The following is a 21,161-nucleotide window of genomic DNA, read 5'->3' as shown; positions in this document are numbered from 1 at the left end:
TGTGACAGTAGACATTTACTTGCCTCTACGATCAGATTGAAGCCCTCCGGCAGAGGGTTGCAAGATGGCTGCTGCGCAATGGATCGATGCTCACACGCCAACAGTGACGGTGACGGACCCGCGCGTGTTGGCTGTGCGAAATGTCGCTTATTGTCGTCATCCGCTGAACACATCGATTGATACGCGCATTACCCGTAACCACTTCGATCCTGCCGGGCGGCAATTCGCTGCCTGGGACCCACGGCTGTGGTTAACAGCACCCAAACCCAATCTTCAATCCGGATTCGATTTGCAGGGCCGGCCATTGTTGGTGGACAGCGTCGATGCCGGTTGGCGACTGAGTTTGTTTAATCAGGCGGATGCGGTTTGCTCGTCCTGGGATGGTCGCGGCGGTCAACGTCACACTGAATTCGATCAGCTTCAGCGTGCAATAACTGTTACTGAGCAGATGGCAGACGAGCTGCCGCGGGTATCTGATCGGTTCACCTATGGTGCTGCCGATGACGAGTTCGCCGTTCATAACCAATGCGGACAACTGATCTGCCATGACCACCCGGCCGGCAGTCGGCGCCTCTGCGAATACGGTGTGGGTGGTTTGCTGCTGTCGGAGCGAATGCGTTTCCTGCGCGATCTGGAGCCGCCGGATTGGTCGTCCGCGTTCGCCGATGCCGGACTGGAAGACGAGGTGTTCGAGACGACGCAGCTGTACGGTCCTTTGGGGGAGATGCGCAGTCAGACTGATGCCATGGATAACGTCAGATCGTTCACTTACGACCGGGCAGGGCAATTACGTGAGGCCCGACTGAAGCTGGCAGGGCCCTTGGAAGAGCCGCGTTTGCTGGTCAGTGAGATCCGCTACGACGCCTTGGGCGGGGTCGTCAGCGAATGCGCTGGAAATGGCGTCACCACCACCGCCCGTTACGCAGGTGAAGACGGGCGCCTCCTGCAATTGCAATCTTGCAATGTCGAGGGCAAGCCGCTTCAGGATTTTAATTATGCATATGATCCGATGGGCAACATCACCAGCATCGAAGACAAGGCTCAACTGACGCGTCATTTCAACAATCAGCGAATCGATCCGGTCTGTAGCTACACCTACGACAGCCTTCACCAACTGATCGAAGCCACCGGCAGCGAAGTCAGTCAGCCGAGCTACGGCCCAGCGTTGCCGTCGTGGCAAACCACGCCGCTGGATCCCAGCCAGTTGCGCAATTACATCCAGACCTTCAACTACGACGCAGCAGGTAATCTGCAAACCCGCCATCACAGCGGTGCAGAAACCTTCGAGATGTTTACCTCGCCAGACAGCAATCGCAGTGTTGCGGAAAAAGCCAATCTGGTCGACGGCTTCGACGCCAATGGCAATCAACTGGCGTTGTTGCGCGGCCAAAAGATGGGTTGGGACATTCGCAATCAGTTAAGCCGGGTCACGCTGGTCAGGCGTGGCGACGGCCCTGACGATACAGAATGTTATTGCTACGACAGTCCCGGGCATCGACTGCGAAAGGTCCGACTGACCCAGGCTGCGAGTCGTACGTTGCGGGCGGAAGTTCGCTACTTGCCGGGGCTGGAAATTCATCGTGATTCGGCGACGGGCGAAGAGCTGCATGTCATCAGTGTCGGGGCCGGGCGCAGTCGGGTGCGCGCCTTGCACTGGGTCACGAAATTGCCTCGTGACGTTCGCAACGATCAACTGCGTTTTTGCCTGAGCAATCATCTGAATTCCAGCACGCTGGAGTTGGATGGCCAGGGCGGTGTACTGAGTCGGGAGGTTTATTACGCGTTTGGCGGGACGGCGTTGTGGGCGGGTGCCAGCGAGACTGAAGGCAAGTGCAAGACGATTCGTTATTCGGGGAAAGAGCGGGATGCCACGGGGCTTTATTATTATGGGTATCGGTATTATGCGCCGTGGTTGCAGCGGTGGGTAAGCCCAGACCCTGCGGGAGTTATTGATGGTCTTAATGTATTTATGATGACCTTCAATAATCCGATTAATTGGATGGATTCGCTAGGCAAAAATGCAGTCCCCACGATCGCTCATTTCTATTGGGATGGCGGAAATATTCCGTCCCTGTTTCTACGTAATATACTAATGTTCAAAAATCTGAACTCGGAATATCAGGTGCACGTGTGGGCGCATAAGAGCTCGTACATTTTTGATACGTTAGCTGATATGAAAGAGGGTGTGGATCCAGTTGATCGTGAATTGGCTTATCGCGAAGGGCATACCCTAAATATAGCCTCACCCCAGGAGTTGTTCAGAGACTTGGCGGAAGTTTATGCGAGCGCTGCCTATATCGAAGGGATTTACTCGCGTGAAAGTAATGGCCCCTACAAAAATCTCGCAGCAGCCAGTGACGTTGTGGAGTTGGCGGCGACCTACGTAAAAGGTGGCGTTTACATGGATGTAGACATTGCTGTTGCGGGACCGATTGGGACACTGAATGCTGCAAATGGCTTTTTAGCGCATATAGAGGGGCCGATGACTTCAAATGCGGTTATTGCGGCCACCCCGGAATCGTCAATTGGAGCACAGCTATTGGATAGGGTTCTCTACGAGTACTCTGACGAGTCTGCGGCTCGGTTTGGAAGGGAAAATTTCGGATGGAGTCAGAAACGAAGTTCAGCAGAAGAAGGAATGTTCAATCGCCTCAAGTTGACGCTGTTTATGTCAGGGCCCGCGATGATTGCCGAATTTGTCCAGGGTCGGATAAACGGCCCCGCGATTGATACTAGCCAATACGCGGTTTCCAATGGCATGTTCTTTGGTAATGCTGCTCGGCCAGAAGGTCAGCAGTTGGAGGAACGTGATATGTCCAGCATGTTTTTTGGTGGTTATCGCCGAAATATCGACGAAGGCGGCGCTTGGGTAAAGGTGACGCCGGGCCGTAGAGCATCAGTCGCATAAATGAACCAACCTGCCCATTTGCGCAGGTTGGTTTCTGGTAAATGTCAGAAGTGAAACTTCACCAAAAAACTCGTCGTGCTCTGATCAGTCTTGAAGTACTGGCTGTCTTCAATTCCGTACTTGTTTTTCCAGTAGTCGTATTCCACCCCCACATACAACTGCTTCTCGCCAATGTTCAGTGCTTTACCCAAGTCGTACTTAACCTGCGGATTAAAGTGCAGGTTGGCGTGGTAATCGCCTTTGGAGTTGGAGTCGTTGTCGACGACCCAGTCCATGAAACCGTCGATCAGGATGTTCGAATCGCCAACAGGAATGGTGTAGGACCACACTGGAGTGATCTGCCAGACGTTATCCCCGGCGCGTGGGCCTTCGGTCTGACGGTTGTAGAAGTTCAGCTGGAAGTAATCGAAGCCCGGGATGGCCAGGTCGAAACCCGGACCGATCAGGTAGGACTCGGTATCGCCTTCACCGAACTCGTAGGTCATGGCCAGCAGCACGTCTTTGACCGGACCGAACCCTATCTTCTGGTCCAGGACCTTGCCCAGGGAAATACGCGGGCTGAACTCACCGTAATAGGTGTTCGGGCCGACGTTGAAATCCTTTTCGCCGTTGTAGAAGATCTTGTCGACGAAGAAGAAGTTATCCCCGTATTTCCATCCATCGGCGTGTTCGAAAGTCACGGTCTGCTGAATGCGCGGGTTGACCTGGAAGTCCTTGCCATACAGGTAGGTCAGGCTGTTGTTCTGCCATTGCAGCAAGTCGCCGGCCATGGCCTGGCCCCCGGCCAGCAAGGATCCGGCCAGCATCAGGCTAGTGCACGTACGTTTCATTCGGTTGCTCCCAAAAAGTAGGTGTTCCACGTTGTTTTTTTAAGATCGACGCTCTGGTGTGGCGCCTTTTTCTGTAGCGGTAAAAAATCATCCAATCGGTTAGCTTCAGTGCTGTTGGCAAGCGCTGCGCCAAGGCTTTCGAAAAGCAAAAAAACTCCCGTTCGGCGGCTCAAGAGCCGTCGATTGAGAGGGGGGTTGGAATGCCTTGTTACCGTCCAGGGCCGGGATAAGTTGGCTTTCTGGTCAGGAATTAAATCCGGGCTTTTTTTTAAAGCGGATTCGGGCGGCCGCGGAGAATACTGACTCCTTGGCCAGGTCTCAAGTGCCCCGCAACAGCGCACCGACGACAGGTTTTGAGCACGGTTGCGGGTCATCTTAAAAGTGCACCTTCACCAGCAGGCTGGTGGTGTTCTCATTCGTGTCGAAGTTGGCGTTGTTTTCGATGCCGTATTTGTCTTTCCAGTAGCTGTATTCGACGCCGACGTACACTTGTTTCTCCCGCCAGCCCAAGGACTTCCCCAGGTCATATTTGATCTGTGGGTTCAAGTGCAGGTTGGCGTGGTAGGTGCCATGTGGGTTCTGGTCGTTATCCACGACCCAGTCGATATAGCCGTCGATCAACAGGCTCGAATTGCCCACTGGCAGGGTGTAGGACCAGGCCGGCGTGATCTGCCAGACATCGTCGCCGGGGCGCGAGCCTTCGGTCTGGCGGTTATAGAAGTTTAAGGTGAAATAGTTGAAACCCGGTACCGCGAGGTCGAAACCGGGGCCGATCAGATAGGCCTCGGTGTCGTCTTCGCCATTCTCGTAGGTCATGGCCAGCAACACGTCCTTGATCGGGCCGAATTCGAAACGGCGGTCGAGGATTTTGCCCAAAGACAGGCGTGGACTGAACTCGCCGTAATAAGCGTGCACCCCTTTATTCCGGTCTTTCTCGCCGTTGTAGTAAGTGCTGTCGACGAACAGGAAGTTGTCGCCGTACTTCCAGCGGTCGGCGTGTTCGAAAGTTATCGTCTGCTGGATCGACGGGTTGACCGCGAAATCCTTGCCATACAGATAGCTCAGGCTGTTGGTCTGCCACAGCAGCAGATCGCCGGCCATGGCTTGGCTCGCGGCCAACAGGCCGCCGGCCAACAGCATGTTTTTTTGTGTCCGAATCATCTGTTGCTCCCTCTTGTTTTTATTGTTCGTGGCGAGGGGATTTATCCCCGTTCGGCTGCGAAGCAGCCGTAAAACAGGCGAATGCGGTTTGCTTGAGAGAATGCTGGGGCCGCTTCGCGACCCAGCGGGGATAAATCCCCTCGCCACAGAGTTCGATCAGTGCGGGTGCGCGTGGCAGTCGTTGATCGCCGCGCGTTCGCGGCCGCCGAGGATGTTGAACAGCAGGTTCAGCGCCAGCGCGCTCAACGTCGCCATGGCGATGCCGCTGTGAGTGATCGGACTCATCCACAGTGGCAGGTGCGCAAAAAACTCCGGACGCACCACCGGAATCAATCCCATGCCGATGCTCACCGCCACCAGCAACTGGTTTCGACGGTCACCGATGTCGGCTTCCTGAAGAATCTTGATTCCGGTGGCGGCGACCATGCCGAACATCGCAATGGCTGCACCGCCCAATACCGCTGGCGGAATCGAGGCCACGAGGAACGCTGCCTTGGGCAGCAGGCTCAGCACGATCAGCAAGCCGCCGGCAACGATGGTCACCGAGCGGCAGCGCACGCCGGTCATCTGCACCAGGCCGATGTTCTGCGCGAACGAGGAGTGGGTGAAGGTGTTGAAGAACCCGGCGAAAAACGACGCGCCGGCATCACACAACAAGCCGCGACGCAGCATCCGTGGGCAGACGTCCTGGCCGGTGATTTTGCCCAGTGCGAGGAACATCCCGGTGGACTCGACGAAGATGATCACCACCACCAGGCACATCGACAGGATCGGTGCGAGTTCAAACTTCGGCATACCGAAATGCAGCGGTGTGACGATCTGCACCCATGGCGCCTGTGCCATGCCGCTGAGGTCGACCATGCCGATCACACCACAGATCGCATAGCCGAGGCACATGCCGATCAACACCGAAATATTGACCCAGAAACCGCGCATGAAACGATGCACCAACAGGATGGTGGCCAGCACCAGTGCGGCGATGGCCAGGTAAATCGGTGAGCCGAATTGCGCGGCACTCGCACCGCCGCCCGCCCAGTTGACGGCCACGGGGAACAGCGACAAACCGATCGAGGTGATGACGGTGCCCGTTACCAGAGGCGGGAAGAAACGCACTACTTTGGACATGAACGGCGCGATTATCATGCCGAAGAAGCCGGCGGCAATGGTCGCGCCGAAGATCCCCTGCAGACCGATGCCGGGCATGCCGGCCATGGCGACCATGCTGCCGACCGCGGCGAAACTGGCGCCCATCATCACCGGCATGCGAATGCCCATCGGGCCGATGCCCAGCGATTGCACGATGGTGGCGATGCCGGCCACCAGCAGGTCGGCATTGATCAGGAAGGCTATTTCTTCACGACTCAGGCCTGCGGCCTGCCCGATGATCAGCGGCACCGCGATGGCGCCGCCGTACATCAGCAAAACATGTTGCAGACCGACCAGGATCAGTTGCAAAAGGGGCAAACGCTGAATGGCGGGTGCGTCGGGGATGCGCGCTTCGGATAGCTCGGACATGCAACACCTCGGATCTTTTTTATTCTTGTGATTTTGTGCATCAGGGTTGACCGCGGCGCGGTCATTCGCGGGCAAGTCGGATCGCCGCACCGCTCGCTCCTACAGGGACACTGCATATCCGTAGGAGCGAGCGGAGCGGCGATCCGACTTGCCCGCGAAGCTTTTCAACGCTTAGTTGGTCGGAGCTCCCTGAACAATCCACGCGCCGATCAGGTCACGTTCCTGCTGGGTCATCTGGGTGATGTTGCCCAGTGGCATGATCTGGCTGGTGACGGCTTGTGCCTGGATGCGCGCCGCGTTCTGGCGGATCTGCTCGGGGGTGTCGAACATCACGCCGGCCGGTGCTGCACTGAACAGCGGGCTGGTCGGTTTGGCCGAGTGGCAGACCGAGCAACGTTCCTGGATCACGCTGTGCACCTTGTCGAAACTCGGGCCGGCGTTTGACGCCTGGACCGGTGCTTCAGCAGGTTTCGCGACTGCGGGTTTGGCCCCCGCGCCGACGGCGGTTTCCGGCAACGGCTGGTACTCGATGGTGCCAGGAGCCTTCGCCACTTCCGGTGCGCTCGGCATCTGCGCCGGGCCGGTGACGTAAGCCAGGCAGATCATGCCCACGGCAGCGACGGGCAGGGTCCAGGCAAACTTGTGGCTGTCATGACGGGTGTTGAAGTAGTGACGCACCAACACTGCCAGCACCGCGATCCCGGCCAGGATCAGCCAGTTGTACTGGCTGCCGTAGGTGCTCGGGAAGTGGTTGCTGATCATGATGAACAGCACCGGCAAGGTGAAGTAGTTGTTGTGCCGTGAACGCAGCAAGCCTTTGGCCGGCAGCGCCGGATCCGGCGTGCGGTTCTCGGCGATCGCCGCCACCAGTGCGCGTTGCGCCGGCATGATGATGCGGAACACGTTGCCGACCATGATGGTGCCGATGATCGCGCCGACGTGCAGATACGCACCACGACCGCTGAACACTTTGCTGAAGCCGTAGGCGGCGCCAATGATCAGCACGAACAGGATGAAACCGAGCAGGGCAGGGCGTTTGCCCAGGGCCGAGTCGCAGAGGAAGGAGTAGACGAACCAGCCGACGAACAACGAAGCGATGCCCAGGGCAACACCTTCAGGGCCGGTCAGGCTGCTGCCTGGTGCCAAGAGATATAGCGTCGGGTTGGAGTAGAACACCACGCACAGCAGCGCGATCCCCGACAGCCAGGTGAAGTAGGCCTCCCATTTGAACCAGTGCAGGTTGTCCGGCATGGTCGGTGGGGCCAGTTTGTATTTTTCCAGGTGGTAGATACCGCCGCCGTGGATCGCCCACAAATCACCGGCCAGACCGCTTTTCGGGTTGACCCGGTTGAGGTTGTTCTCCAGCCAGACGAAGTAGAACGACGCACCGATCCAGGCCACGCCAGTAATCATGTGAACCCAGCGCACGCTCAGGTTCAGCCATTCCAACAGATGTGCTTCCACAGTCTTTACCTCTCGCCCGTCACTCTGTTGTCGAGTGATCGGACCTTCTCTTATTGGTGGGGGGCGAGGATCAAACGCTCATCCTCTTTGAAAAAATGCTCATCGCAGTTATTGCCTGTGCCACTGCGATCAACCACCAGGAAGTCATCCCGCTTTTCGATCGTCAGCACCGGATGGTGCCAAACGCCGCGATGGTAATTAATGCCCTGCCTGCCGTTGGTAACGAAGGCGCGGACCAAGCCTGATACAGGTTCATCGCCAAGTGGCGCGACCACGATCAGAAAGGGGTTGCCGAGCAGCGGAATGAAAGCCTGGCTGCCCAGCGGGTGACGCTCCAGCATGCAGACGGTCAACGGCATGTCCTGCGCGTCGGCGCGGAAAATGCTGATGATCGCCTTGTCCTCTGGCGTGGCGGTTTCCACCGTCGCCAGTTTGTGAAAGCGCATGGTCGAACCGTTGTTGATCATGAAGTGATCGCTGCCGTCGGTTTCGATCACGTCACCGAAAGGGGCGAAGGCTTCTTTGGTCAGCGGTTCAATCGTCAGTGTGCGCATGCTGTTTTTATCCGAATTCTGTGTTGTTGGTTCTGTTGCTATCGCCAGCAGGCTGGCTCCCACAGGGGAACGCATTCCAAATGTGGGAGCCAGCCTGCTGGCGATGGGTTTGCGCTTATTTAGCGACCTTGCCCAATACGCGCAGGCGACTCACACCGCCGTCCGGGAACACGTTCAGGCGGATATGGGTGATCGGGCCCAGTGCCTTGATCTGCTCGGCGAAGGTGTGTTCGGCGTGCATTTCCAGTTTCTGCGCCGGCAGCAGTTCACGCCAGAACAGCGATTGGGTTTCGATCTGGCTGTCGGTGCCGCCCTTGACGAACGCGCCCTGGATCGAGCACGTGTCCGGGTAGTTGCCCTTGAAGTGCAGGGTGTCGACGATGACTTTTTCGATCTCGCCGGCATGACCCAGCGCGACGATCACCCAGTCATTGCCCGGCGTACGGCGACGTGCGGTTTCCCAGCCGTCGCCCATGTTGATGCCACGGCCCGGGTTGAGGATGTTGCTCATGCGGCCGAAGTGTTCGTCGGAGCAGGCGAGGGCGCGGCCACCGTTCAGGGCTGCGGCCAGGTCAACCTGCTCGTTGTCGCCGACAGCGGACCAGTCGCGGAACGGAATGCCGTACACACGCAGCCGGGCCACGCCACCATCCGGATAGATGTTGAAGCGCAGGTGGCTGAAGGCCTGGTCGTTATTGATCTCGTGATAGTGATGGCTGTTGCCTTGCAACTCGACGGCCGACAGCACTTCAGTCCACTGAGTGTTTTCGTCCGGTTCGCCCGAAGCGAGGAAGCAGGCTTCCAGGGAGGCCGACGGCGGGAAGTTGCCGGTGAAGAATGAAGTGTCGATGTCCACGCCTTTGATCGAGCCGGGCACGCCCAGGCGGATCACGGCGCTGTCGTAGCCTTCGAAGCGCTTGCGGCGCGACTCCCAGCCGTCCATCCACTTGCCGTTGTCATCGAACACGCCCTCCTTCCACACGGCCGGGGTCGGTTGGAACAGACGGTTGGCGTCTGCGAACCAGTCATCGGTGACCGAGATGATTTTGGTGCCCAGGCGGGCGTCGGCCAGGTTGACGAACTTCTCGAAAGGTACGGCGTAAGCTTTCATTCTTCTTGTCTGCCTTTAATTAGTTGGCTTGGGATGCTCTCAGGGCCCTGGGCGATGTATGCGTTCAGTGTCGCTCGGGCCAAGGTCGCTATAGGGTCAGTAATCGGAACAGGGCGATCTTGTTGATCTCCGCCAGCGCGCATTTGAATTCGGTATCTGCCGAGTTGTGAATGCGCGTTTCGAACGCCGCGAGGATCTGATGCCGGTTGCTGCCTTTTACCGCCATGATGAAGGGAAACTTGAACTTGGCCTTGTAGGCGTCGTTCAGCTCGGTGAAGCGCTGGAACTCTTCGGCCGTGCATTGGTGAATACCGGCGCCTGCCTGTTCATTGGTGCTGGCTTCGGTGAGTTGGCCCTGAACGGCAGCTTTGCCGGCCAGGTCCGGGTGAGCGTTGATCAGGGCCAGCTGGCTTTGCTGATCGGCGCTCAACAGGATGTCGCTCATGCGCTGGTGCAGGGTTTCGATCTCGTCGATCGAGGCGTCCTGGCCCAGGTCGAAGGCCTTCTCGGCCACCCATGGCGAATGTTCGTAGATGTCGGCGAAAGCGGCGACGAATGCGTCGCGGCTCAGGGTCGAGGGTTTCAGTGTCTGGAACTGGCTCATTTTGCAGCCCCTTGGTACGGGTGGGTTTCGTGCCAGTGGCGAGCGATGTCGACGCGGCGGCTGAACCACACCTGTTCATGACTTTTAGCGTATTCGATAAAGCGCTTGAGCGAGGCCAGTCGGGCTGGACGGCCGATCAGGCGGCAGTGCAGACCGATCGAGAGCATTTTCGGCGCTTCGGCGCCTTCGGCGTACAGCACGTCGAACGCGTCTTTCAGGTATTCGAAGAAATCGTCGCCCTTGTTGAACCCCTGGACCTGGGTGAAGCGCATGTCGTTGGTGTCCAGGGTGTAGGGGATCACCAGGTGCGGCTTGCCGGTCGGGTTGTTCGGTTCCCAGTAGGGCAGGTCATCGTCGTAGGTGTCGCTGTCGTAGAGGAAACCGCCTTCTTCCATCACCAGGCGACGGGTGTTCGGCCCGGTGCGACCGGTGTACCAGCCCAGTGGGCGTTCGCCGGTGATTTCGGTGAGGACGCGGATCGCTTCGAGCATGTGCTCGCGTTCCTGCGCTTCGTCCATGTACTGGTAGTCGATCCAGCGGTAACCGTGGCTGCAGATTTCATGGCCGGCATCGACCATCGCACGGATCACGTCCGGGTGACGCTGGGCGGCCATGGCCACGGCGAAGATGGTCAGCGGAATGTCGAATTCCTTGAACAGTTTCAGAACCCGCCACACGCCGGCACGGCTGCCATACTCGTAAAGGGATTCCATGCTCATGTTGCGCTCGCCTTGCAGCGGCTGCGCCGAGACCATCTCCGACAGGAAGGCTTCGGATTCTTTATCGCCGTGCAGGATGTTGCGCTCGCCGCCTTCTTCGTAATTCAGGACGAAGGACAGGGCGATGCGGGCATTGCCCGGCCAGTGTGGGTGAGGAGGGTTACTGCCGTAACCGATCAGGTCGCGTGGGTAGTCAGCGCTCACTGCAGTCTTCCTTCTTGTTCGTTGACAGTTTGTGTGGCGTGCCTGCAAGTGGGAAGTCAGGCTGGCGTCACAGCGATGGGCTGATTGTATACAACTTTATATCCACTTTGTAAGCCTGAATTTTCGCATTTTTCATCAACTGTCATCTTCACAGGTTATTGCAAGAAACCTGCCTGATTGGTCAGCTAATGGATGGAAGGTCCTCGGGTCGCATGGTTTACCCGCGGATTCGCTGGCAAATCCGGAATGGCGGTAGTCAGGCGAAAAATGTCGTTTTTATTGTGTACAATTTTTATGAAAAGTGTCTTAATCAGTCGCTCGCCGCAGCTTTTCGTGCTCCGAATCGGTGCGGTCTCCTTTTCAACTGACTTCAGGAGGCGCGAGGTCTGACTGCTCCACGCAGGCAGGCGCGCAGAATCAATGGGACGTTTGACTACACACGTTTTGGACGCTGCACACGGTTGCCCGGGCAGCTCGATCAAGGTCGAGCTGTACCGCGTTGAGGGCTCGCAACTGGAATTGGTCGCCAGCGCGATCACCAACAGCGACGGCCGTGTCGATGCACCGCTGTTGCAGGGCGATGACTATCGCACCGGGGTCTATCAGGTTCAGTTCCATGCGGGCGATTACTACCGCGCCCGTGGCGTTCAGTTGCCTACGCCTGCGTTCCTGGATGTGGTGGTGCTGCGTTTCGGCATCTCTGCGGAGCAGGATCACTATCACGTGCCGCTGCTGATTTCGCCCTACAGCTATTCCACGTACCGCGGCAGCTGATCCCCCAAGCAGCTGCCTCCTCCGAGAAGCGACTGCGCATATAGCTTCTTTGGTCTTTCGCCCGCTCACACTGCGGGCTTTTTTTTGCCTGTAGAAAAAATCTCGCAGCCTCCTTGCACTCGACAGTGCCTACATGGAAACGCATTCCTCTTGTAGGAGCTGTCGAGTGCAAGGAGGCTGCGAGCTTTGGTCTTTAACGGCTCAACAGCGACGCAGCCCCTGCACCACTGAACAACCCCGCACTCACCCGGTTAAACCAGCTCTGCCCCTTGCCACTGCGCAGATACCGCGCCGCACCATGCGCACCGAGCCCGTAAGCCAATTTGCACAGCAGATCCAGCACGGTCCAGGTCGCGATCATTACCAGCAACTGCGGAAGGAACGGTTGCTCGGCGCTCAAGAACTGCGGCAGGAAAGCGGCAAAGAACAGAATGTCTTTCGGATTACTGGCACCCAACATGAACGCGCGCCCGAACAGGGCACGGAAGCGTGGAACCGGCGCAGCCTGAGGCACTTCAGCGCCGACCGATGGCAGGCGCGACTGCTGCCAGCTCTGCCAGGCGAGGTAGAACAGGTACAACGCACCGACGATTTTCAGCGCGCTGAACAGCTGTTCCGACGCCAGCAACAACGCACCCAACCCCAGTGCCGACGCACTGAGCAAACAGATCGAAGCAAACACGCCACCCAGAAACGCCGGGTAAGATCGACGCAAGCCGTAATTCAGACTGTTGCTGATCATCAGCAAAGACAGGGGCCCCGGGATCAGGATCACCACCAGCGCAGCGCCGCTGAACAGCAGCCAGGTTTCCAGACTCATCACTTTCCTCCATTTGCACAAAAGCCTCACCCGACGGGGTGAGGCTGTTTTGAACCACTGTTTTTGAATCGTGTACGGTTACAAGAAAATGAACTTGGCAATGAAGATCGCGCAAAGCACCCACAGACTGACGGAAATTTCCTTGTACTTGCCGGTGCCGGCCTTCAGCGCCACATAGGTGATGAAGCCCAGCGCAATTCCGTCGGCGACCGAGAAGGTCAGCGGCATCATGATCGCGGTGACGATCGCCGGAATGCTGTCGGTCGCTTCGTCCCATTCAATGTGCGCCATGCCACCCATCATCAGCATTGCTACATAAATCAGCGCGCCGGCGGTGGCATAGGCAGGGATCATGCCAGCCAGCGGGGCGAAAAACATGGCTGCAATAAATAGCACGCCTACGGTCACTGCGGTAAGACCAGTCCGACCACCCGCGGCGACGCCCGCGGCACTTTCCACATAGCTTGTTACCGGAGGAACACCCACTACCGCCCCGAATACGCTGGAGGCGCTATCGGCTTTCATGGCACGGGAAAGATTTTCAATCCGGCCGTCCGCATTCACCAGGTTGGCGCGCTGGGCGACGCCCATCAGGGTGCCGGCGGTGTCGAACATGTGCACGAAGAGGAAGGCCAGCACCACGCTGATCATGCTGACGTTGAACACGCCGGCGACGTTCATGGCCATCCAGGTCGGTGCCAGGCTCGGCGGTGCCGACATGATCCCTTCGTAATGCACCAGGCCCAGGCCCCAACCGGCCAGCGTCACGGTGATGATGCTGATGAGGATCGCACCGAACACCTTGTGGTAGCTGAGCACGGCGATCATCAGGAAGCAGATGGCGGCCAGCAGCGGTCCAGGTTCGCGCAACGAGCCAAGCTTGATCAGGGTGGCCGGGCTATCGACGACGATACCGGCGGTTTTCAAGCCGATCAGCCCGAGAAATAAACCGACCCCCGCGCCCATCGCAAAGCGCAGGCTCACCGGAATGCTGTTGAGCAGCCATTCACGGATCTTGGAAAAGGTCAGGATCATGAACAACACCCCGGAAACAAACACCGCGCCAAGGGCGGTCTCCCAGTTGTAGCCCATGGTGCCGACCACGGTGTAGGTGAAGAAGGCGTTCAAGCCCATCCCCGGCGCCAGGCCGACCGGCCAGTTGGCGTACAGGCCCATCAGCAGGCAGCCCAGCGCGGCGGCGATACAGGTGGCTACGAACGCGGCGCCGTGATCGATCCCGGCGTCAGCCATGATGTTGGGGTTGACGAAGATGATGTAAGCCATGGTGATAAAGGTTGTCAGACCGGCAATCAGCTCGGTCTTCACCGTGGTGCCGTGCAAGCTGAGTTTGAAGATGCGCTCCAGCCAGCCATTGCGTAATGGCGGCGAGAGTTCGAGCGTCGGGGCTTCGGATTTGCGGCTTTCCACAGCGAGTACTCCTCAAGAGTTTTATTGTTATTTCCAGGGCCGGACCCATGAGGGTGGCAGCGGCCCTTTGAGGCATTCGCGAATTTGTTGACCTGTTGGTCAGGAACTCGCACGCAGTGGATTATGCTTTTGTATACAAATAATGCAAATAATGTTTTTGATTTTGTAGACGAAAAGTTCGCTGATAGGGATATATGGGCTTCGAGGGCCTCATCGCCAGCAGGCTGGCTCCCACAGGTTCTGTGTAAACCACAGATCACTGTGGGAGCAGCCTGCTGGCGATGGGGGCAGAACAGTCAATCAACAACAGCCTGACTTTTCCCAAGAGCCAGATTCACCGCCAACCACCCATTCACCGCCACCTCCCCAGCCTCGGCGAACACCCGCTCCAGCAATTTCACTTGCTCACGCCTCAACGACTGCTCAAACCGTGCGCCATCCCCGGTCAGTTGCAGCAACCGTTTACGCTTGTCGGTCTCGGACGCAACGCTGTCCACCAGATGCATTTCCACCAACTGCCGCAATGGAATGTTCAACGCCTGCTTGCTCACACCCAACAACGCCAGCAATTCCTTGACGCTCAGGTTCGGGTAGCGGGCGATGAAAAACACGATGCGTTGATGCACCCGACTCAAGCCGCGACGCTCGAGCATTTCGTCGGCCTTGGCGGTAAACGCCTGGTAGCCGAAGAAAAACGCTTCCATGGCCTGCTGTTGGGATATTGGATTTTTAAGGTCAAGCATGTTGACGTATCCGTCCGGGTTATCGTAATTTCGGTCAACCAGTTTGACTTATTTTCCTCTGGCCTCGCTACCGGTGACCCCCATGGCTTTTTCCGAACGTGTCTCGCGCCTTAAAAGTTCTCTGATCCGTGAAATCCTTGCCGCAGCCCAACGGCCGGAAGTGATGTCGTTCGCCGGCGGCCTGCCGGCCGAAGCCATGTTGCCAGCCGTCGAATGGGCCGACATGCCGCTGTCCATGGGCCAATACGGCATGAGCGAAGGCGAGCCAGCGCTGCGTGAAGCGTTGGCGGCGCAGGCGCGAGCATTGGGTGTGCCGTGTGAGGCCAGCCAGGTGCTGGTGGTCAGCGGTTCCCAGCAGACCCTCGATCTGGCGGCCAAGCTCTACATCGACAAAGGCACCGAGATCCTGCTTGAAGCGCCGACATACCTGGCCGCGTTGCAGATCTTCCAACTGTTCGGTGCCGACTGCATCACCGTGCCATTGGAGGCCGATGGTCCGAATCTGGTTGAACTGCGCGCGCGCCTGGAAAAGCACCGCCCTGCGTTCATCTACTTGATCCCGACCTTTCAGAACCCATCGGCGGTGCGCTACAGCGAAGCCAAGCGCGACGCCGTGGCAGCCTTGCTGGATGAGTTCGGTGTCACCCTGATCGAAGACGAGCCGTACCGCGAGCTGACATTCGACGGCGGCAGTGCCACGCCGATCGTCAGTCGTTTGAAAAAGACCAGCTGGATCTACACCGGCACCGTGTCGAAAACCCTGTTGCCGGGGTTGCGCGTCGGTTACCTGATTGCCAGTCCTGACCTGTTTCCGCACCTGCTGAAGCTCAAGCAATCCGCCGACTTGCACACCAATCGCGTTGGCCAGTGGCAAGCGCTGCAATGGATCGGTACAGAGAAATTCCAGCAGCATCTGAGTGAGTTGCGGGACTTCTACCGGGTTCGGCGGGACGCGTTTCAGTCGGGGCTGGAAACCCATTTCTCTGATCTGGCCGATTGGAACGTGCCGCAGGGCGGGCTGTTTTTCTGGCTGACATTGAAGCAACCGCTGGATACGCGGACGTTGCTCAAGGCAGCGTTGGTCGCGGATGTGGCGTTCATGCCGGGTGAGCCGTTTTTTCCCGAGCCGGATAACCATCCGGGGCATCTACGGCTGAACTTCAGCCATATCGATCCGGCGCGGCTGGATGAAGGGCTGCAGCGATTGGCGGCGGTGGTGCGTCAGGCGCAGGCGGCGAACGCAGCTTGAGGGGAGGGTAGAAACAAATAAACCGGCCATTGGGCCGGTTTATATTTGTCTGGATTTTGTGGCGTCCATAAGGACACCGCCAAAACCTCAGGCTGCCGCAAACCGCTTATCCAGATAATCAATGATCACCTTGGATTCATACATCCAGGTGGTCTGGCCATTCTCTTCAATGCGCAGGCACGGCACCTTGATCTTGCCACCCTGTTCCAGCAGGGCCTGGCGATCCTGCTCGTTGTTCTTCGCATCACGCAGCGCCACTGGCACGTTCAAGCGACGCAAGGTGCGGCGGGTTTTCACGCAGAACGGGCAGGCGTGGAACTGATACAGGGTCAGGCTTTTGGCGGCCGTTTCGATCTGGGCCTGAGCAGCAGCGGGGCGCTGCTTCTTGCCGGGGCGGGTGATGAAGTCGATGAAGATGATCAGTTGGCCAAGGCCGACACGAAGCGCTTTTACGAACACGGTATAAGCCTCACGGGGCGAAAGAAGGCGCGCAGCTTACCTGATTTTTCACAGACGAAAAAAAACCGGCGATGAATGCCGGTTTTCCTTGTGTTGCCAATTATTTGATCAGGCTGAGAAACTCGCTGCGGGTAGCCGCGTTTTCGCGGAACTCACCCAACATCACCGAAGTGATCATCGACGAATTCTGCTTCTCCACACCGCGCATCATCATGCACATGTGCTTGGCCTCGATCACCACCGCAACGCCCAGGGCGCCGGTGACTTGCTGGACCGCATCGGCGATCTGGCGGCTGAGGTTTTCCTGGATCTGCAGACGGCGGGCGTACATATCGACGATCCGCGCGACTTTCGACAGCCCCAGTACCTTGCCGCTCGGGATGTAGGCAACGTGGGCCTTGCCGATGAACGGCAGCAGGTGGTGTTCGCACAACGAGTACAGCTCGATGTCTTTCACCAGCACCATTTCGCTGTTGTCAGAGCTGAACAAGGCACCGTTGGTGACTTCTTCGAGTGTCTGTTCATAGCCGCGGCAGAGGTACTGCATGGCTTTGGCGGCACGCTTGGGCGTGTCGAGCAGGCCCTCGCGGGAGACGTCCTCGCCCAATTGGCCGAGAATCGCGGTGTAATTCTGTTCCAGTGTCACAGAGGCTGATTCCATAAGGGTTTCAGAGGGGTACTGTTTCTGTCTGTACCAATTGTGTGCCAATCAAGCTCTTTTCAGGCTTCCCGGGTTCACTCCAATCGCTGCTGGAGTTGCTCCATCGGGGGGCAGGTCGATAGCAATATCTGAACGCCAAGACCGAGCTGAGTGGCAATAAACGCAGGGTTCATCCCCGACATGGGGCACATGGTAGCGTATGTGTGACGGCAGTTGTATTGCCAGCGGGCGCGAAGCCCAAAATCGGTCATTGCGGTCCGTAGGTGTTTTGCCGGTCACGCGGGCCTGTCGGATTTTATCCGCATCCCGCTACAACCTGTCGCCAGGCTGCAGCAGTGATGATTCCCTGAACCTGTTTTGCTCATCTGGCCGAGCAGGTGGTATCAGCCGTGGGTGATCGACAGGTCGCTGATGATGCAGACAGAACCGTCTAGCGGGTCTGTGGTGTCGGAGTAATCGATCTGGTTATACACACCGCCGTGAAAGGCGAGAGTTTTCGTGTCCCAGGTGTTGTCCAGACGCATGATCGCGGACGTGGATTTGACGCCGTTACAGCTAGCCGATACAGAAACGGCGCCACTCGAGTTGGCGTGAATGTTGATTTTGAAAAGTGCGCCGAGCGGTACGTTCTCCAACACCGTCGAGTTGACCGGATCGTCCTGGAGGTAGCTTGATCGGAAACCCATGGTGATTTTTCCTTTGTTCCAGAACACCTTTACCGGAGGTCGTTCTGAACCCTTCACATGAATCTGGCCAATCACGACTTTCTGCAGCGAGTTGACTTTGGTCAGTCGCATTTCCTGGCGGTTCCAGTGGTCCGCCGCGCTGGAGAACAGCCAGTAACCTGGCTCCTTCCACTCACAGCGAGTTCGATGCGTGCTCTTGCTCGAGGCTCCAAGTGTCGGCGCCGTCATCTGCAGCGAACCATCATCAAGCATCGAGATGACGTCGGGGCATTCGATCAGCGCGCGCCAGCCGATGAGCTCAAGTGCAATCGGGTTGGTGTCGGAGATTGGCAGCGGGGTAGCGATGGTGAAGTTGCTGATGTCTACAGTCATGGTTTTTGCCTCAGTCCATTGATGTCGCTTTTGGCTCTGGTGAGCCTTGTGTTTGATGCAGGCCTACATCCCACTGCCCACTCAGTGAATGGGCAGAAGTGATAGTTGGCAGCCTCCGATCGATTTCCCGTTGGCTTGAAAACAAATATAGGCTTTCCCATATTCCAAGTAAACGGGTATTCCCATATTTTATTCCGTGCCTATATTTCAGGTGCAAAAAAAGCCCGCACTTGGCGGGCTACTTGTTGGCGTCGATTTGCCGTATTGAGTGTCATGGCACTGAACGTCACGCATCACCGCAATCCGGTTCACCGCGAATACATTGCCCACCAAAAGACATGGCCCAGGATCGCAATCTGCTGTTCCTGGATCTCGGCGAAGGTGTAGTCCTCGTCCGGATGCTCGTCACGGTTGAAGCTGCGCAAGCGGATGCCGGTGGGCAGTCGGTAGACTTGTTTCACGCGCAGTTGGCCGTTGTGGTTGATCGCATACATGTCGCCGTCGACGATGTCGCCCAATGAGTTCTTACCGATGTTCATGCCAACGGTGGCGCCGTCGCGCAGAACCGGGAGCATGCTGTTCCCGCTCACCACCACGCACTTGGCGTTGTCGAACTGCACGTTATTGTGACGCAGGTCTTTCTTGAAGAAGCGCAGCCTGGTGCTGTCGTTCTCTGCGATCACGAAACGGCCTGAACCAGCCGCCAGCTCGACTTCACGCAGGAAGGGGACATACACCTCATCGTCATCCAGGGGGGTGTTGTCGTCCCAAGGCTCGATGTCTGACATCGAAATGCCTGGAGGGGGGCGATTCAACGGAGCGGCATCGGACACGCCTTTAAGCATGTCACCGACACCTTCAGCCAGCCACATTGGTGAAACGCCACACACTGAAGCGATCTGGGCAACAAAGGCTGTTGCCTTCGATTTCCCGCGCTCGAGGTCGGAGATTGAGGTTTGCGTCAGCCCTGCGCGCTCGGCCAGCTCGGTCTGATTGAGCCTGGCGTGTTGGCGGGCTGTTTTGAGTCTGTCTTTGAATTCCATCTGCGGAGTATTACGGGAGCTCCCATATCATTGCAAGCCGGGATCCCTGTACTGAGTGGTCAGCGTAAGCCAAACCAGCGTGGCGCAACGACTTTACTCGTCGCGACCTTCCATCATCGTTCGTTTAAGCATCACATAAACCGCTCCGGCGCCGCCGTGTCTGGCCTGGCACGAGGTGAAGCCGAGCACTTGTGAATGCTGGCGCAGCCAGGTGTTGACGTGGCTTTTGATCATTGGCCGCTTGCCGTCCAGGCGCACGGCTTTGCCGTGGGTGACGCGCACGCAGCGGATTTCGAATTTGGTCGCTTCGGCCAGGAACGCCCAGAGGGTTTCCCGGGCTTTCTCCACACTCATGCCGTGCAGGTCGAGGCTGCCTTCGAACGGGATCTGCCCGATCTTGAGCTTGCGCATCTGGCTTTCCTGAACGCCGTCGCGCGCCCACATCAGCTCGTCTTCCGGGCCCACGTCGATCACGAACTGATCGGACAGACCGTCAACGGTGGTGGCGTCTGTGCGCACGGTGGCAGCCTGGCGCAGCTTGGCGATCTGCGCGCGGTCAGCCTTGGGTTTGCCGGTTTCGGCGCGGTCGTGCTTGATCGGCTTGACGCCTTGGATCGCGCTTTTGAACAGGGAAAAATCGTCGTCTTGCATGTCAGCCTCCGCGAAGGGCGGCCAGTTTACCCAAGTCGAGACACGATCGATAACAATTGGGGCCCGAAGCGGGCCGAGCCATCAATTCAGTCGTGTTTTTTCATCAAATGCGGGGACATGTTCAGCTCTCGCGACTGGCGCGCGCGGCGACGGCAACGCCGCCACAGCCAGACGCCCAGGTAGAGCAGGAACAGACCGACCGCCAGAATGATTGCCGAGCCCAACGGGCTGGCGTTCAGTTCGCCGAGTGCCGGCGGGCGCCCCAGCAGGCTGGCGGCGCCGGCCATCGCCAGCAACACACCGCAGGTCGCCAGCAAGGCAGCAAAGGCTGCGCCGAATCGAAAACGCCAGTTGCTTTGGCCTTTGGGCCGCAAGCGGCGTGCGTCAAAACCATCGGATAACTTCATTCCGACCTTCCTCAATGGGTATCGGCCCTTCGACCGGGAGTTGACCGGGATGTTCCTGAGGCTATGACATTTACAGCTAATGAGAGGCTTTTGCGGATGAGCGGCGGCATGAACCGCTCATCAAGCGTCGATCAGATCAGATCTTGGGTCAGGGCAAGGGTGGCGAAGTTATCCGCCATGATCGCCATTTCGGTCTGCTGAACGTGGTCTGCGCTCAACACGCCGCCCTTGTAAGGCAAATCGCGGGTTGCGCAGGCGTCTTCAACCAAGGTGCAACGAAAGCCCAGGTTTTTCGCGGCGCGCACAGTGGTGCTGACGCTGGAATGACTCATGAAACCACACACGATCAGGTCCAGCGAACCCAGGTTCTGCAAGCGCTCCAGCAGCTCGGTGCCGTGAAACGCACTCGGCAGCAGTTTGCCGATGATGGTTTCGTCGGCCTGTGGTTCCAGGCCCGGGATGAACTCACCGCGTTCGCCTTGCGGGTCGAACAACCCGCCGACGGTGCCGAGGTGGCGTACATGCACGATGGGCCGGCCGGCTGCGCGGGCAGCGCTCACCAGTTGCTTGATGTTCGCGACGGCAGCATCCATGCCGACCAGGGCCAGGGGGCCGCTGAGGTATTCTTTCTGGGCATCGATGATGACAAGGGTCGCGTGACCCAGTTTGGCTGCTGCGTAACCGCGGCCGCTGAGTTGAAACATCGTTTGTGGAACGGACATTCTGGGGCTCCTTCGGGTGGGGCTTTTGCGACATTGTCCTCTGGCTGAGCGCTTCTGTGAATCGCTTCCATCGCAG

The 21,161-nt window shown here is 58.0% G+C and carries 22 protein-coding genes; 3 read left to right on the top strand and 19 right to left on the bottom strand.

Annotated features, from left to right (window positions below):
* Positions 1–64: 64 nt before the first annotated feature.
* Positions 65–2,908: an RHS repeat-associated core domain-containing protein gene (locus tag B723_RS26160; protein WP_080995160.1), complete on the top strand. Its 2,844-nt coding sequence runs from the start codon at positions 65–67 to the stop codon at positions 2,906–2,908.
* Positions 2,909–2,952: 44 nt separating this feature from the next.
* Here the strand turns inward: B723_RS26160 and B723_RS26155 are convergent, their stop codons facing one another.
* The 9 genes from B723_RS26155 to puuE all read right to left on the bottom strand — a co-directional run bounded on the left by B723_RS26155 (position 2,953) and on the right by puuE (position 11,070).
* Positions 2,953–3,738, bottom strand: coding sequence for an outer membrane protein OmpK (locus B723_RS26155; protein WP_017339779.1), 786 nt, complete (start codon positions 3,736–3,738; stop codon positions 2,953–2,955).
* Positions 3,735–4,112 carry a hypothetical protein gene (locus B723_RS33190; RefSeq protein WP_144425277.1) on the bottom strand — a complete coding sequence of 126 codons (378 nt, stop codon included), beginning with the start codon at positions 4,110–4,112 and terminating at the stop codon, positions 3,735–3,737. The genes B723_RS26155 and B723_RS33190 overlap by 4 nt, the downstream gene beginning before the upstream one ends.
* A gap of 1 nt (position 4,113) precedes the next feature.
* The gene (locus tag B723_RS26150) at positions 4,114–4,899 is read right to left on the bottom strand and encodes an outer membrane protein OmpK (protein WP_017339778.1); all 786 of its coding nucleotides are present in this window, start codon (positions 4,897–4,899) and stop codon (positions 4,114–4,116) included.
* Positions 4,900–5,055: 156 nt separating this feature from the next.
* On the bottom strand, positions 5,056–6,414 hold the full coding sequence (locus tag B723_RS26145) for a nucleobase:cation symporter-2 family protein (RefSeq protein WP_017339777.1): 1,359 nt from the start codon (positions 6,412–6,414) through the stop codon (positions 5,056–5,058).
* A gap of 171 nt (positions 6,415–6,585) precedes the next feature.
* Complete coding sequence (locus tag B723_RS26140; RefSeq protein ID WP_017339776.1) at positions 6,586–7,878, bottom strand: urate hydroxylase PuuD; 1,293 nt, start codon at positions 7,876–7,878, stop codon at positions 6,586–6,588.
* A 50-nt stretch (positions 7,879–7,928) separates the two neighbouring features.
* Positions 7,929–8,432 carry an ureidoglycolate lyase gene (locus tag B723_RS26135; RefSeq protein ID WP_007898831.1) on the bottom strand — a complete coding sequence of 168 codons (504 nt, stop codon included), beginning with the start codon at positions 8,430–8,432 and terminating at the stop codon, positions 7,929–7,931.
* A gap of 115 nt (positions 8,433–8,547) precedes the next feature.
* Positions 8,548–9,543 (bottom strand): allantoicase, encoded by a 996-nt coding sequence (alc, locus tag B723_RS26130; RefSeq protein WP_017339775.1) that lies wholly within the window; start codon positions 9,541–9,543, stop codon positions 8,548–8,550.
* A gap of 88 nt (positions 9,544–9,631) precedes the next feature.
* Positions 9,632–10,147, bottom strand: coding sequence for a 2-oxo-4-hydroxy-4-carboxy-5-ureidoimidazoline decarboxylase (gene uraD, locus B723_RS26125; RefSeq protein ID WP_017339774.1), 516 nt, complete (start codon positions 10,145–10,147; stop codon positions 9,632–9,634).
* The gene (gene puuE, locus B723_RS26120; protein ID WP_017339773.1) at positions 10,144–11,070 is read right to left on the bottom strand and encodes an allantoinase PuuE; all 927 of its coding nucleotides are present in this window, start codon (positions 11,068–11,070) and stop codon (positions 10,144–10,146) included. Before puuE ends, uraD begins: the two co-directional genes overlap by 4 nt.
* 420 nt (positions 11,071–11,490) lie before the next feature.
* Between puuE and uraH the strand changes: the two genes are divergently transcribed.
* Positions 11,491–11,844, top strand: coding sequence for a hydroxyisourate hydrolase (gene uraH / locus B723_RS26115; protein WP_017339772.1), 354 nt, complete (start codon positions 11,491–11,493; stop codon positions 11,842–11,844).
* 193 nt (positions 11,845–12,037) lie between these two features.
* Here the strand turns inward: uraH and B723_RS26110 are convergent, their stop codons facing one another.
* The 3 genes from B723_RS26110 to B723_RS26100 all read right to left on the bottom strand — a co-directional run bounded on the left by B723_RS26110 (position 12,038) and on the right by B723_RS26100 (position 14,835).
* A complete protein-coding gene (locus B723_RS26110) occupies positions 12,038–12,664 on the bottom strand; it encodes a LysE family translocator (protein WP_017339771.1) in 627 nt (208 codons plus the stop codon).
* A 78-nt stretch (positions 12,665–12,742) separates the two neighbouring features.
* A complete protein-coding gene (locus B723_RS26105; RefSeq protein ID WP_017339770.1) occupies positions 12,743–14,092 on the bottom strand; it encodes an NCS2 family permease in 1,350 nt (449 codons plus the stop codon).
* Between the two features lie 296 nt (positions 14,093–14,388).
* Entirely contained in the window at positions 14,389–14,835 is a 447-nt protein-coding gene (locus B723_RS26100; protein WP_017339769.1) for a MarR family winged helix-turn-helix transcriptional regulator, read from the bottom strand.
* Between the two features lie 82 nt (positions 14,836–14,917).
* On the opposite strand from B723_RS26100, the gene B723_RS26095 reads away from it, so the two are divergent.
* Positions 14,918–16,084 (top strand): PLP-dependent aminotransferase family protein, encoded by a 1,167-nt coding sequence (locus B723_RS26095; RefSeq protein ID WP_017339768.1) that lies wholly within the window; start codon positions 14,918–14,920, stop codon positions 16,082–16,084.
* An 87-nt stretch (positions 16,085–16,171) separates the two neighbouring features.
* Here the strand turns inward: B723_RS26095 and B723_RS26090 are convergent, their stop codons facing one another.
* The 7 genes from B723_RS26090 to B723_RS26060 form a co-directional block, all read right to left on the bottom strand.
* Complete coding sequence (locus B723_RS26090) at positions 16,172–16,543, bottom strand: glutathione S-transferase N-terminal domain-containing protein (protein WP_017339767.1); 372 nt, start codon at positions 16,541–16,543, stop codon at positions 16,172–16,174.
* A gap of 100 nt (positions 16,544–16,643) precedes the next feature.
* Positions 16,644–17,189 (bottom strand): GTP cyclohydrolase I FolE, encoded by a 546-nt coding sequence (gene folE / locus B723_RS26085; RefSeq protein WP_010456659.1) that lies wholly within the window; start codon positions 17,187–17,189, stop codon positions 16,644–16,646.
* Between the two features lie 398 nt (positions 17,190–17,587).
* The gene (locus B723_RS26080) at positions 17,588–18,262 is read right to left on the bottom strand and encodes a polysaccharide lyase family 7 protein (RefSeq protein ID WP_017339766.1); all 675 of its coding nucleotides are present in this window, start codon (positions 18,260–18,262) and stop codon (positions 17,588–17,590) included.
* Positions 18,263–18,570: 308 nt separating this feature from the next.
* A complete protein-coding gene (locus B723_RS26075) occupies positions 18,571–19,305 on the bottom strand; it encodes an XRE family transcriptional regulator (RefSeq protein WP_017339765.1) in 735 nt (244 codons plus the stop codon).
* Between the two features lie 93 nt (positions 19,306–19,398).
* A complete protein-coding gene (locus B723_RS26070) occupies positions 19,399–19,956 on the bottom strand; it encodes a Smr/MutS family protein (protein ID WP_017339764.1) in 558 nt (185 codons plus the stop codon).
* Between the two features lie 86 nt (positions 19,957–20,042).
* Positions 20,043–20,363 (bottom strand): hypothetical protein, encoded by a 321-nt coding sequence (locus B723_RS26065; protein WP_017339763.1) that lies wholly within the window; start codon positions 20,361–20,363, stop codon positions 20,043–20,045.
* 131 nt (positions 20,364–20,494) lie between these two features.
* The gene (locus B723_RS26060) at positions 20,495–21,085 is read right to left on the bottom strand and encodes a cysteine hydrolase family protein (protein WP_017339762.1); all 591 of its coding nucleotides are present in this window, start codon (positions 21,083–21,085) and stop codon (positions 20,495–20,497) included.
* Between the last annotated feature and the right edge of the window lie 76 nt (positions 21,086–21,161).

Source organism: Pseudomonas fluorescens NCIMB 11764 (genome assembly GCF_000293885.2).
GTDB lineage: Bacteria > Pseudomonadota > Gammaproteobacteria > Pseudomonadales > Pseudomonadaceae > Aquipseudomonas > Aquipseudomonas fluorescens_B.
This window is presented reverse-complemented; position numbering and strand designations above follow the sequence as displayed.